Origin of the sequence: Rhizobium aethiopicum, assembly GCF_900094625.1 — a bacterium.
In the GTDB taxonomy this organism is placed as follows: Bacteria; Pseudomonadota; Alphaproteobacteria; order Rhizobiales; family Rhizobiaceae; genus Rhizobium; species Rhizobium aethiopicum.
In genome coordinates, this window is the sequence record NZ_FMAJ01000003.1 from 63,809 (window position 1) to 75,780 (window position 11,972).

The window sequence follows — 11,972 nt, forward strand, 5'->3', positions numbered from 1 at the left end:
GACATGCATCAGAGATCAAAGGGATCCGACGCCGTTCGGGTGTCCGGCTTTGCTTCGAACGGATCTTTTGATTGGGGCGTGGCTGGCTGCTGAGCGACTGCAGCGTTTACCGCCTTCTGGCAGGTGAGCATCTCGTTCGTTGCCCTGACGGAATTTTTCAAGCTCAGGGCAACAATCTGCTTTCCATTAAAGGTGGCGCGAAAACCGAGTTTACGGGCGAATTCGGCAACCAGCCCGGTATCCTTGAAATCGATCCATAATCCCTTGAAGCCATCAAGATCGAGAGCGCTCGCATTCGCCGTCCACTGAGAACGATCTAACGACAGTTCGATGGGATATTGCTTTCCCACTTCCAAGGATTTCCAGTTCGGATTCGCGATGACAATGTAAAAAGGGCTTTCCTTTTTCGTATAATAGAAGCCCAGACGAAAAACGGTGCCGTCATCAAAGGAAGTGAGAACAAAACAGCCGTTGCCTAAAGTCGGGTCGACAGCCACGGTCCAGCCGCCAACCTCTTTCCATTTGACTGTCTCCTCATCAGCTGAGCCAATCCGTGGCATCGCAGCAATAAATGCGAGTACAAAATACAAAAGCCGCATTGACGTCCCGCCCCCAGAACCGATTGGGATAGTAGGTGCACAGTGACTACTAAAAGTCGAGTCACTGTGCCGCTTCAATGGGCATTTTTTCGCGCGGTGCGCGCGACTGATGTTATTCCGCCGGCTGAAGCTCGGTCGCCTGGAAGCGATAGGTGGTCGAGCAGAATTCGCAGGTCACGGCGATTTCGCCGTTTTCCTGGCTGGCCTCGATCTCCTCGGCGGTGAAGCCCTTCAGCACGTTGCCGATCTTTTCCCGCGAACAGCTGCAACGATCGAAAACGGCGCGCGGCTCGTAGACGCGCACGCCGCGCTCATGGAACAGGCGGAACAACAGCCGCTCCGTGCCGACCTGCGGATCGGTGAGTTCATCGGCATCGATGGTCTCGACCAGCGAGCGGGCTTCGACCCAGGCATCGTCCTCGCCATGCGGGCGGTCGCCGTTATCGCCGTCGCCGCCGTGGAGATCGGGCTGGCGCATGCGCTCCGGCGCCTCCGGCAGGAACTGGGCGACGAGCCCGCCTGCCCGCCAGCGATGGCGCGGCTTGCCGGCGTCGTCACGGTCGAAGAGTTCGGCCGCAGCCAGGCGCACGCGCGTCGGGATCTGCTCCGACTGGCGGAAATAGACGCCGGCGATCTCCTCGAGCGAGGTGCCGTCGAGCGCGACAATGCCCTGATAGGGTTGGGCGAACTTACCCTGATCGATGGTAAAGGCGAGCACGCCCTTGCCGAGCAGTTGTTCCGGCTCGGTTTCAACAGCCGCAATCGCCTTGTCGAGCAGCGCCTGATCGAAGCGGGCATAGGCGCGGACATTCTCCGGCGTCGAAAAATCGGCGACGAGAAGATCGACCGGGCCATCGCCCTTTGTCTGCACCGTGAACTTGCCTTCGAACTTCAGCGAGGTGCCGAGCAGCACCGTCAGCACGACGACCTCGGCGAGCAGACGGGCTACGGGTGCGGGATAGTGGTGGCGCTCGAGGATGGCATCGAGCATGGGGCCGAGCTGGACGGCGCGGCCGCGCACATCCAGCCCCTCCACCTGAAAGGGGACGACATGGTCATCGCCGGCGAAATCGAACTGGCCGAGGGCGGCTGCAGCTTCTGCCATGGCTTTACTCCTAGTTTCGGGAGCGGCGGCCAAAGTGTCCGGCGCTCGCGCAGTCGGGCCGCAAGCCTATGACTCGCAACATCCGATTATGGTTCAGATCGCGCCCAGGCACCAAGCAAGAATCGACTTCTGCGCATGAAGACGGTTTTCCGCTTCATCGAAGACCACGGATTGCGGGCCGTCGATCACCTCGTCCGTTACTTCCTCACCACGATGAGCAGGCAGGCAATGCATGAACAATGCATCGTTGCCGGCCTTGGCCATCAAGGCCGCATTGACCTGATAAGGCTGGAAGACGTTGTGACCCCGGGCCCGATGTTCCTGATTCATGGAGACCCAGGTATCGGTCACCACGCAATCGACGCCGGCGACCGCACGGTCGGCATCATGGCAGAGCATGATTTCGGCACCCTCATTGCGGGCCCAGTTCAGATAGTGATCCTTGGGCTCCGAGCCAAGGGGCACGGCCATGTTCATGCGGTAGCCGAAGCGCGCAGCCCCTTCGACCAGCGAATGCAGGACATTGTTGCCGTCGCCGGTCCAGGCAATGGTCTTGCCCTTGATCGGGCCGCGGTGCTCCTCGAAGGTCATGATATCGGCCATGATCTGACAGGGATGCGTATCGTCCGTCAGAGCATTGATGACAGGCACGGTCGCATGCTCGGCAAGCTCCAGCAGGCGCGAATGCTCGGTGGTGCGGATCATGATCGCATCGACATAACGCGACAGCACCTTGGCGGTGTCGCCGATCGTCTCGGCGCGGCCGAGCTGCATTTCGGTGCCCGACAGGAAGAGCGTTTCGCCGCCGAGCTGGCGCATACCGACGTCGAAGGAGACGCGGGTGCGGGTCGACGGCTTTTCGAAGATCATCGCCAGCATCTTGCCGGCGAGCGGCTTGTCGCCCGTGCCGGCCTTGAAGGCCTGCTTGCGGGCGAGCGCATCGTTCATGATGGTTCTGAGATCGGCTGATGTGACCGCCGAGAGATCGAGGAAATGTTTAGGAGCCATGTTCTTAACCTGTCGTGCGCACGAAGGCGCAATCCCTTCAAGCCGTCTTCTTGACCTTGGCGGCGCGGATGCTTTCGGCAGCGCTCTCGAGGCGGGCAAGGCCCTCGCGCGCTTCCTCGGCGGTGACGACGAGCGGAGGAAGAAGGCGGATGACGTTGTCGCCGGCCGGCACGCCGAGCAGATGTGCGGCGCGGATCGCCTGCAGCAGTTCGGCTGAGGGAATGGCCGCCTTGATGCCGAGCAGAAGCCCCTCGCCTCTGATATCCTCGATCACATCGGGATAACGATCCTTGAGCGAGGCCAGCCCCTGGCGGAACACCAGCGCGACATCGCGCACCTGCTCGAGGAAGCCATCGGCGAGAATGATGTCGAGCACGGCGCTGCCGACGGCCATGGCCAGCGGGTTGCCGCCATAGGTCGAACCATGCGTTCCGGCCTTCATGCCGGAAGCGGCCTCCGATGTAGCAAGGCAGGCGCCGAGCGGGAAACCGCCGCCGATGCCCTTGGCGACCGCCATGATGTCAGGTGTGACGCCGGACCATTCATGGGCAAAGAGCTTGCCGGTGCGGCCGACGCCCGTCTGCACCTCGTCGAGGATCAGCAGCAGGCCGTGTTCGTCGCAGAGCTGACGAAGCGCCTTCATGAACTCGGTCGTTGCCGGGCGCACACCGCCCTCGCCCTGCACCGGCTCGATCAGGATTGCGGCGGTCGCATCGGAAATGGCGGCGCGCACCGCTTCGATATCGCCGAAAGCCACCTGATCGAAACCCGGTGTCTTGGGGCCGAACCCTTCGAGATATTTCTCCTGGCCGCCGGCGGCGATCGTCGCGAGCGTGCGGCCATGGAAGGCGCCTTCGAAGGTGATGATATGGAACCGCTCGGGATGGCCTTTGGAAAACTGATAGCGGCGCGCCGTCTTGATCGCGCATTCGAGCGCCTCCGCGCCCGAATTGGTGAAGAACACCTTATCGGCAAAGGTGACGTCGGTCAGCCGTTTGGCCAGACGCTCCTGGCCGGGGATCTCATAGATATTGGAGAGATGCCAGACCTTGTCGGCCTGTTCCTTCAGCGCTGCGACCACATGCGGATTGCCATGGCCGACGGAGGTGACGGCGACGCCGGCGCCGAAATCGAGATAACGCTCGCCGCCTTCGGTGATCAGCCATACGCCCTCGCCTCGCTCGAACCGCAGCGGAGCTCGAGAATAGGTGTCATAAAGCGGCGCGGCTTCAGCCATGGCGCGGGTCTCCCAATCAGAATTTCATAGCCTCGGATTCCGGCTAACAAAACCAGGTCCGAAAAATCAAAAATGCCGCCTTTCGGCGGCGAGCGGTACTATTTCCTTTTCGCGCTGCAATGTCAACAAAACTGCGGCCTTAGCGCATGCAGCAAGCTTGTACAGCGGCATTTTCAGCCTTCAACAGGCATTATTGCAGAAATGACACGCAGGGGCAGCAAGTTGGGGAAAACTTGAAATTCGATTCATCCGGATTCCCGCGACTCTTGTCACGGAGTCAGCCTCACACTAGGTTAAAGTTCAATTACTAGACTGCATGCGGCGGAACTAGTCACCAAAATTGATCAAGCGTTTCTTGTTTCGGAGGCTTCCGGGACAACGGTGAGGGATTCTGCCATCACCAACGCAAAAGGTGGAGACAGGGCATGAACTGGACAGACGAGCGGGTCGAGAAACTCAAGAAGCTTTGGGCCGAAGGACTGAGCGCCAGCCAGATTGCTGCGCAGCTTGGCGGGGTCAGCCGAAACGCCGTGATCGGCAAGGTGCACCGGCTGAGCCTTCCGGGCCGGGCCAAGGCCGGCGGCACAGCCGCCGCGGCGCGCACGCCGAAGCGCCAGACCTCAGCGCCGCGCGCGCCGAACTACGCCTCCCGGATCACCACCCGCACCGTTACCCGCCAGCAGGGCGCAACCATGCTGAAGGAAGAGATCGAGATCGAAACGGTCGAGGAAATGGAATACGTGCCGAAGGGCAACGTGGTGGTACCGATTTCCCGCCGCCTCGGCCTGACGGAGCTGACCGAACGCACCTGCAAGTGGCCGGTCGGCGATCCGCTCAAGGACGATTTCCATTTCTGCGGCTGCGAATCCCCCGACAATTCGCCCTATTGCGGCTATCATCAGAAGCTTGCCTATCAGCCGGTCAACGAACGCCGCCGGGCGGCCGCGCGGGTCAGCTGAGAAGGCGGCATCACCGAGAATGAGAAACGGGCCGAGCGGCCCGTTTTTTTGTGATTAGAGTGGGGAAGCGACCTTTGTGTTTGGCAACAAAGCCAAAAACACATTCCGTCATCCCAGGGCTTGACCCTGGGATCCACAACCAAGCACTCCACGATTGTTTCCCTGCGGTTGGATGCTATCGCTCTCACAGTGCCAGCCGCATGGATCCCAGGGTCAAGCCCTGGGATGACGGAGGAGAGGTGGTGCCGAGACGCACAAGCCTCGCCGGCGCAATGAGGCTGGCTCGCAACGGCGAACGAAGCGGCGGCGATGGACGACGGTAAGGCGGGGCCTCACAGGCCGTACTGCCGCGTGTTTGGCGGGAACGCCCACCCACACACTCCTTCAGCCTCAGGCCTCCATCGAATAACCGGCGCCGCGGACGGTGCGGATGACGTCCTGCATGTTGGAGAAATTCAGCGCCTTGCGCAGGCGGCCGACATGGACGTCGACGGTGCGTTCGTCGACATAGATATCGTGGCCCCAGACGCCGTCGAGCAGCTGCGAGCGGGAAAAGACCCGGCCCGGCGACGACATCAGGAATTCCAGCAGGCGGAATTCGGTCGGGCCGAGGCGGACTTCGCGGCTCTTGCGGTGGACGCGGTGGGTTTCGCGGTCGAGCTCGATATCGCCGCATTTCAGCACCGACGACAGCACCTCGGGGCGCGCCCGGCGCAGCATCGCCTTGACGCGGGCGACGAGTTCGGGGGTCGAGAACGGCTTGACGACGTAATCGTCGGCGCCGGTCGACAGCCCGCGCACGCGCTCGCTCTCCTCGCCGCGCGCCGTCAGCATGATGATCGGCAGCCGCTCGGTTTCCGGCCGCATGCGCAGGCGCCGGCAGAGTTCGATGCCGGAGACGCCGGGCAGCATCCAGTCCAGGATGAGAAGGTCGGGCGTGCGCTCCTGCAGCCTGATTTCGGCCTCGTCGCCGCGCAGGATGGTATCGACTTCAAAGCCTTCCGCTTCGAGATTATAGCGAAGAAGCACGCTGAGCGCTTCCTCGTCTTCAACAACTGCGACTCTCGGGATCATGCGTGTCCGTCTCCTCGCGCACAAGCCCTTAAACCGGGGCGATTTAGGAAGGCATCCTGCGCAAATTCAGAAAATTGGCTGCGACCTCTTTGCGCGCCCCGAACGGGCGCGCACGCAAATGACTGGTCCGGGCGGCTGCTTATTCCGTCGCAGCGCCGACGGTGTTGGCGCTGTCGTCCTTCGGACGATCGCCTTCCGGCTGGGCGCCTGTTGCCATGTAGTAGATCGTCTCGGCGATGTTGGTGGCATGGTCGCCGATGCGCTCGATGTTCTTGGCGCAGAAGAGCAGATGCGTGCAGCTCGTGATGTTGCGCGGATCTTCCATCATGTAGGTCAAGAGCTCGCGGAACAACGAGGTGTACATCGCGTCGATTTCGTTGTCGCGTTCGCGGATGGCGGTCGCCTTGTCGGCGGCGCGCGTCGTATAGACGTCGAGCACTTCCTTGAGCTGGACGAGCGCCAGCTCGGAGAGGTGCTCGAGACCGCGGGCGAGCTTGCGGGGAACGCCGGTGCTCTGCACGGCGATGACGCGCTTGGCGGTATTCTTGCCGAGGTCGCCGACGCGTTCGAGGTCGGCGGCGATGCGGATCGAACCCATGATTTCGCGCAGGTCCGCGGCCATCGGCTGACGGCGAGCGATGGTGACGATCGCCTTGTCGCCGATTTCGCGCTCGGTGTGATCGAGGATCACGTCGTCGGAAATGACCTTCTGCGCCAGCGCCGTATCGCCGTTGACCAGCGCCCGGACGGATTCGGCGACCATTTGTTCGGCGAGGCCGCCCATTTCGGAAATCCGCCTGGAGAGGAATTTCAGATCATCATCATAGGCGGAATAAATATGTGTCGATGCCATGGGGCTTTATCCTCGAATAACGGAAAGCTTCGTGTCGCCAGGATCAGCCGAAACGGCCCATGATGTAGTCCTGGGTGCGCGGATCGTCCGGATTGGTGAACATCTTGTCGGTGTCGTTCTCCTCGACGAGGTTGCCGAGGTGGAACATGGCGGTGCGCTGCGAGACGCGCGCGGCCTGCTGCATCGAGTGGGTGACGATGACGATCGTGTAGTTTTCGCGCAGCTCGTGGATCAGTTCCTCGACCTTGGCGGTGGCGATCGGGTCAAGGGCCGAGCAGGGTTCGTCCATCAGGATGACTTCCGGGCTGACGGCGACGGCGCGGGCAATGCACAAACGCTGCTGCTGACCGCCGGAGAGGCCGGTGCCGGATTCATGCACGCGGTCCTTGACCTCGTTCCAGAGGCCGGCGCGCTGGAGGCTGCTCTCGACGATCTGGTCGAGATCGGCCTTGGACTTGGCGAGACCGTGGATGCGCGGGCCATAGGAGACGTTTTCATAGATCGACTTCGGGAACGGGTTCGGCTTCTGGAAAACCATGCCGACGCGGGCGCGAAGTTCGACGACGTCGATATCCGGATCATAGATGTCGTCGCCGTCGAGCGTGATCTTGCCGGCGACGCGGCAGCCTTCGATCGTGTCGTTCATGCGGTTGAGGCTTCGCAGGAAGGTCGACTTGCCGCAGCCCGAAGGGCCGATCAGGGCGGTTACGGTGTTTTCGCGGATGTTCAGGTTCACATCGAAAAGCGCGCGCTTCTCGCCATAGTATACCGAGACATCCTGTCCGATCATTTTATACGGGACGTTGCTCATCTTCTGATCCAGCGCCTTTTCAACTGCTGCTTCCGTCAACATGTTCATGACTTTAACTCCGTTTACCAGCGGCGCTCGAAGCGACGACGCAAGAGGATGGCGCCCATGTTCATGACGATCAGGAACAGGAGCAGGACGATGATGGCACCCGAAGTACGCTCCACGAAGGCGCGTTCCGCCTCGTTCGCCCACATATAGACCTGCACGGGCAGCGCCGTCGAGGGATCGAGCGGCGTGGTCGGTGCGTTGGCGACGAAAGCGACCATGCCGATCAACAGCAGCGGCGCGGTTTCACCGAGCGCGTGCGCCAGGCCGATGATCGTACCGGTGAGGATGCCGGGCATGGCAAGCGGCAGGACATGGTGGAACACCATCTGCATCTTCGAAGCACCGAGCCCCAAAGCTGCGGCGCGGATCGAGGGCGGCACGGCGCGCAGGGCGGCGCGGGTGGCGATGATGATCGTCGGCAGGGTCATCAGCGTCAGCACCAGGCCGCCGACCAGCGAAGCCGAGCGCGGCAGGCCGATGAAGTTGATGAAGACGGAGAGGCCGAGCAGACCGTAGACGATCGAAGGCACCGCGGCGAGGTTGTTGATGTTGACCTCGATCAGGTCCGTCAGCTTGTTCTTCGGCGCAAACTCCTCGAGGTAGATAGAGGCTGCCACGCCGATCGGCAGAGACAGAACCAGCACGATCAGCATCAGATAGAGCGAGCCGATGAGGGCGACGCCGAGGCCGGCGGCCTCCGGACGGCTGGAATTGCCGTTGACGAAGAGACCGGTGTTGAACTCCTTGGTCAACGCGCCGCTCGCCTTCAGCTCGTTCATCCAGCCGACCTGCTTGTCGTTGACCTTGCGGTTCTTCTCGTCGACCGAAAGGTCGATCTGGCCCTTGTTGGCGCTGTCGACATTGGCATCGGCGAGCAGGGTGACGTTGACCGTCTTGCCGATGATCGAAGGATCGGCGACCACCAGGTCGCGCAGCTGGATCGGCGCACTCTTGGAGAGCATGGCCGTGGCGTCACGCACATCGGGACGGCTGGACGCATTGATGTTCAGCTGCTTGACGATCGCATCGCGCAGCAGAACCGGATAGTTGGCGGCGATCAGCACCGAAGGGTCGGTCGCGCGCTTGTTGTTCGGGTCGATCGTCTTCTCGGCGAATTCGATCGGCAGGGTGATCGACGTCTGCTGGAAGGCCGTGTAGCCCTTGCCGATCACCGTCCACAGCAGGATGAAGAGGAAGATGAGGCCGAAAGCGATGGCGGCGATGCCATAGGCCTGGAACCGGCGCTCGGCGGCATAGCGGCGTTTGATGCCGATATCGCGGCGCGGCGGCGCCTTGGAAATGGTTCCGGCGACGGGAGAAACAATATTCGTCATTCGTACTGCTCCCGATATTTGCGCACGATGTAGAGCGCATAGATGTTGAGGCAAAGCGTGATGCAGAACAGCGTGATGCCAAGGGCGAAGGCAACCAGTGTCTGCGGCGAGGTGAACTCAAGGTCGCCGGTCAGCTGATTGACGATCTTCACGGTCACCGTCGTCATCGGCTCGAAGGGATTGATCTGGATGCGGGCGGCGACACCGGCGGCCAGCACGACGATCATGGTTTCGCCGATGGCGCGCGAGGCGGTCATCAGCAACGCCCCGACGATACCGGGGAGAGCCGCCGGCAGGACAACCTTCTTGATGGTTTCGGAGCGCGTGGCGCCGAGACCGAGCGAACCGTCACGTAGTGCCCGCGGCACGGCGGTGATGATGTCGTCCGACAGCGAGGAAACGTAGGGGATCAGCATGATGCCCATGACGATACCGGCTGTCAGCACGCTCTGCGCCTGGATGAAGTTCGAATAGTTGCCGGAGAGCAGGCCGCTGATCTGAGCGGAGAAATCGCGCAGGAACGGGCCGACGGTGACGAGGGCGAAGAAGCCGTAGACGATCGTCGGAATGCCGGCGAGCACTTCGAGAAGCGGCTTGGCGATGCCCCGCAGCTTCGGCGAGGCATATTCGGCCATATAGATGGCGGCGAAAAGGCCGACCGGCACGGCAACGAGCATGGCGACCAGGCCGATATAAAGCGTGCCCAGCAAGAGCGGGATCAGGCCGAACTGGCCGAAGGACGAGCTGCCGGCGCCGGCAAAGCGCGGATCCCAGACGGTGCCGAAGAAGAACTCGTTGGCGGGAACGACTGCAAAGAAGCGCGCGGCTTCGGACAGCATGGACAGCACGATGCCCACCGTCGTCAGGATGGCGATCGAAGAGGCGAGCAGCAGCCCCCAGAGCATGACGCGCTCGACGCGGTTGCGGGCGCGGAAACGGGGCGCGATGGCGCGCAGCGCATAGAAAGCGCCGGCAACTGCGAGAGCAAAGACCACCGCCGTCATGGCCAGCCGGCTCGTCATGCTCATCGAATTGAGCGTCTTTGCGGCTTCGACCATGTAAGGCTGCGGCTGGCCGGCGAGCGGCACGCCCTTTTCGCTGAGCTTGGCCTGCAGCGCCGCCGGGTCGGTGGAGACTGCCGCTACCTCGTCGGGAGTGAGCATCGTCAGGCCGCGCGCAACCGTCGCTACCATCGAGTAGCTCAGATCCTGCTCGACCGAAGCTTGCGCTTTGACGTCGGCAGGGAAGGCATCGCGAACCGAGGACTGGACAATGCCTGGGCTGACGGAGAGCCAGACGCAGAGGACGATGAGGGCAGGAAGAACAGCCCAGATTGCCGCATAGGCGCCGTAATAGGCCGGCCGTGAATGCAATGCGGAGGATCTGCCTCCGGCAAGTGCTGCGGCACGGCTGCGCGCGACCAGATAGGCGGCGGCGCCGATCACCACAAGGCACAAAAGTATGACGGATGTGCTCATTCGTTACGTCCCCAGGCCCGAAGCCCCCAAAAAGCCCGGCGGCTGCATCAGCCTGCCTTCAGCTTCCAATCATTGGAGAAGGAAAACCCTGCAGCGAAAAAGCCGGCACGCAGGGGCATAAAGCAATGCCGGCGCGGGCTTTGAAGCACCGCGCCGGCAAAGTCATTACATGGCCTTACCAGCTTCGACGTCCTTGCGGATTGCTTCGCGCTCGGCATCCGGAGCGGCAACGAGGCCGTATTCGGCGAGCGGGCCGTCAGGGCCGATCATCTGGTCGGATACGAAGAAGTTGACGTATTCCTTCAGGCCCGGAACAGCGCCGAGATGTGCCTTCTTGACGTAGAAGAACAGCGGGCGGGAAACCGGATAGGTGCCGTTGGCGATCGTTTCGGTGGACGGAACGATACCGTTCACGGTGGCGACCTTCAGCTTGTCGGCATTGTTTTCGTAGAAGGAAAGGCCAAATACGCCGACCGCGGTCTTGTTGGCAGCGATGCGAGACAGCGTTTCGGTGTAGTCACCGTCGATGTCGACTGCAGCGCCGTCCTTACGAACTGCGATGCAGGCCTTGCCCTGAGCGGCCTTGTCCGAAACGGCGCCTTTGATGACTTCTGCAGCGCCCGATGCTTCGCAGCCAGCTGCCAAGACCTTTTCCTCGAAGACTTCGCGGGTCCCGTGCTTTTCGCCCGGGATATAAGCGGCGATATCAACAGCCGGGAGCTTCGGGTTGACTTCCGACCACTTCTTGTAGGGGTTGGCGACGAGCTTGCCGTCGACGACGACCTGGGCGGCGAGGGCCTTGTAGATGTCGGCCGGAACGTAAGCGACATCGGGGTTGCCGGCATCGGTCGCGAAAACGATGCCGTCATAACCGATCTTGACTTCCTGGATATCCGTCACGCCGGCAGCCTTGCAGGCTTCGACCTCGCTTTTCTTAATGGCGCGAGATGAGTTAGCGACGTCGATGGTGTTTTCGCCGACGCCCTTGCAGAATTCCTTGAGGCCGGCGCTGGAGCCGCCGGATTCGACGATTGGCGTCTTGAAATTGGTGAAGGTCTCGCCGAAGGACTCGGCAACGATCTTGGCGTAAGGCAGGACGGTGGACGAACCGGCAACCTGAATCTGGTCGCGGGCAACGGCAGCGCCAGCGAAAGCAGCAGTTGCAGCGAGCGCGGCAACGGTGAGCTTGAAGGTGTTCATTTGAATCTCCCGGGCATTGGGCTTGTGTGAGTGCGGCCTATAGAGAGGCCCTCGCATTGCCGTTTTTCATCGGCGGGACTCTCTTAGCGCTGTAAGCACCGTCCTTTTATGTCAAATCGGTGAAACATTTATGACAGGTTATGTGTTTGATATCACACCTAAAGTTTCAGTGATGCTCTCCGATTTCTTCCAAAAGACAGCGACGTTCGATCACCAGCCCACCTCACGTTGCAGAAACGTGCACAGATGGGTGGTCGGTTGTGGCG

At 61.6% G+C, this 11,972-nt stretch carries 11 protein-coding genes; 1 reads left to right on the forward strand and 10 read right to left on the reverse strand.

Features of this window, described 5'->3' with window-relative positions; all coding sequences use genetic code 11:
- Positions 1-8: 8 nt before the first annotated feature.
- The 4 genes from GA0061105_RS07375 to GA0061105_RS07390 all read right to left on the reverse strand — a co-directional run bounded on the left by GA0061105_RS07375 (position 9) and on the right by GA0061105_RS07390 (position 3,949).
- The gene (locus GA0061105_RS07375) at positions 9-599 is read right to left on the reverse strand and encodes a hypothetical protein (RefSeq protein ID WP_092749146.1); all 591 of its coding nucleotides are present in this window, start codon (positions 597-599) and stop codon (positions 9-11) included.
- Between the two features lie 112 nt (positions 600-711).
- Positions 712-1,704 (reverse strand): Hsp33 family molecular chaperone, encoded by a 993-nt coding sequence (locus GA0061105_RS07380; RefSeq protein ID WP_092749148.1) that lies wholly within the window; start codon positions 1,702-1,704, stop codon positions 712-714.
- Positions 1,705-1,797: 93 nt separating this feature from the next.
- Positions 1,798-2,712 carry an ornithine carbamoyltransferase gene (gene argF, locus GA0061105_RS07385; RefSeq protein WP_028756221.1) on the reverse strand — a complete coding sequence of 305 codons (915 nt, stop codon included), beginning with the start codon at positions 2,710-2,712 and terminating at the stop codon, positions 1,798-1,800.
- Between the two features lie 37 nt (positions 2,713-2,749).
- On the reverse strand, positions 2,750-3,949 hold the full coding sequence (locus GA0061105_RS07390) for an aspartate aminotransferase family protein (protein ID WP_092749150.1): 1,200 nt from the start codon (positions 3,947-3,949) through the stop codon (positions 2,750-2,752).
- A 425-nt stretch (positions 3,950-4,374) separates the two neighbouring features.
- Here GA0061105_RS07390 and GA0061105_RS07395 point away from each other — a divergent pair, with 425 nt between their 5' ends.
- Positions 4,375-4,908 (forward strand): GcrA family cell cycle regulator, encoded by a 534-nt coding sequence (locus GA0061105_RS07395; protein ID WP_064693671.1) that lies wholly within the window; start codon positions 4,375-4,377, stop codon positions 4,906-4,908.
- Between the two features lie 390 nt (positions 4,909-5,298).
- On the opposite strand, the gene phoB is transcribed toward GA0061105_RS07395, so the two are convergent.
- From phoB to GA0061105_RS07425, 6 genes are all read right to left on the reverse strand, one after another.
- A complete protein-coding gene (gene phoB / locus GA0061105_RS07400) occupies positions 5,299-5,982 on the reverse strand; it encodes a phosphate regulon transcriptional regulator PhoB (RefSeq protein WP_004672768.1) in 684 nt (227 codons plus the stop codon).
- 139 nt (positions 5,983-6,121) lie between these two features.
- Complete coding sequence (gene phoU, locus GA0061105_RS07405; protein WP_004672769.1) at positions 6,122-6,835, reverse strand: phosphate signaling complex protein PhoU; 714 nt, start codon at positions 6,833-6,835, stop codon at positions 6,122-6,124.
- A 43-nt stretch (positions 6,836-6,878) separates the two neighbouring features.
- Positions 6,879-7,694: a phosphate ABC transporter ATP-binding protein PstB gene (gene pstB / locus GA0061105_RS07410; RefSeq protein ID WP_011423887.1), complete on the reverse strand. Its 816-nt coding sequence runs from the start codon at positions 7,692-7,694 to the stop codon at positions 6,879-6,881.
- Between the two features lie 14 nt (positions 7,695-7,708).
- Positions 7,709-9,028, reverse strand: a complete 1,320-nt coding sequence (gene pstA, locus GA0061105_RS07415; protein ID WP_092749152.1) for a phosphate ABC transporter permease PstA — start codon at positions 9,026-9,028, stop codon at positions 7,709-7,711.
- Positions 9,025-10,506: a phosphate ABC transporter permease subunit PstC gene (gene pstC, locus GA0061105_RS07420; RefSeq protein ID WP_092749154.1), complete on the reverse strand. Its 1,482-nt coding sequence runs from the start codon at positions 10,504-10,506 to the stop codon at positions 9,025-9,027. The genes pstA and pstC overlap by 4 nt, the downstream gene beginning before the upstream one ends.
- A gap of 165 nt (positions 10,507-10,671) precedes the next feature.
- Positions 10,672-11,706 (reverse strand): substrate-binding domain-containing protein, encoded by a 1,035-nt coding sequence (locus GA0061105_RS07425; RefSeq protein WP_092749156.1) that lies wholly within the window; start codon positions 11,704-11,706, stop codon positions 10,672-10,674.
- Positions 11,707-11,972: the final 266 nt, after the last annotated feature.

Excerpts from the sequence above, each read along its gene's own strand:
- pstC (WP_092749154.1), bottom strand. The coding sequence starts at position 10,506 with ATGAGCACATCCGTCATACTTTTGTGCCTTGTGGTGATCGGCGCCGCC.
- phoB (WP_004672768.1), bottom strand. The coding sequence starts at position 5,982 with ATGATCCCGAGAGTCGCAGTTGTTGAAGACGAGGAAGCGCTCAGCGTG.
- GA0061105_RS07425 (WP_092749156.1), bottom strand. The coding sequence starts at position 11,706 with ATGAACACCTTCAAGCTCACCGTTGCCGCGCTCGCTGCAACTGCTGCT.
- GA0061105_RS07395 (WP_064693671.1), top strand. The coding sequence starts at position 4,375 with ATGAACTGGACAGACGAGCGGGTCGAGAAACTCAAGAAGCTTTGGGCC.
- pstB (WP_011423887.1), bottom strand. The coding sequence starts at position 7,694 with ATGAACATGTTGACGGAAGCAGCAGTTGAAAAGGCGCTGGATCAGAAG.
- pstA (WP_092749152.1), bottom strand. The coding sequence starts at position 9,028 with ATGACGAATATTGTTTCTCCCGTCGCCGGAACCATTTCCAAGGCGCCG.
- GA0061105_RS07375 (WP_092749146.1), bottom strand. The coding sequence starts at position 599 with ATGCGGCTTTTGTATTTTGTACTCGCATTTATTGCTGCGATGCCACGG.
- GA0061105_RS07390 (WP_092749150.1), bottom strand. The coding sequence starts at position 3,949 with ATGGCTGAAGCCGCGCCGCTTTATGACACCTATTCTCGAGCTCCGCTG.
- phoU (WP_004672769.1), bottom strand. The coding sequence starts at position 6,835 with ATGGCATCGACACATATTTATTCCGCCTATGATGATGATCTGAAATTC.
- argF (WP_028756221.1), bottom strand. The coding sequence starts at position 2,712 with ATGGCTCCTAAACATTTCCTCGATCTCTCGGCGGTCACATCAGCCGAT.
- GA0061105_RS07380 (WP_092749148.1), bottom strand. The coding sequence starts at position 1,704 with ATGGCAGAAGCTGCAGCCGCCCTCGGCCAGTTCGATTTCGCCGGCGAT.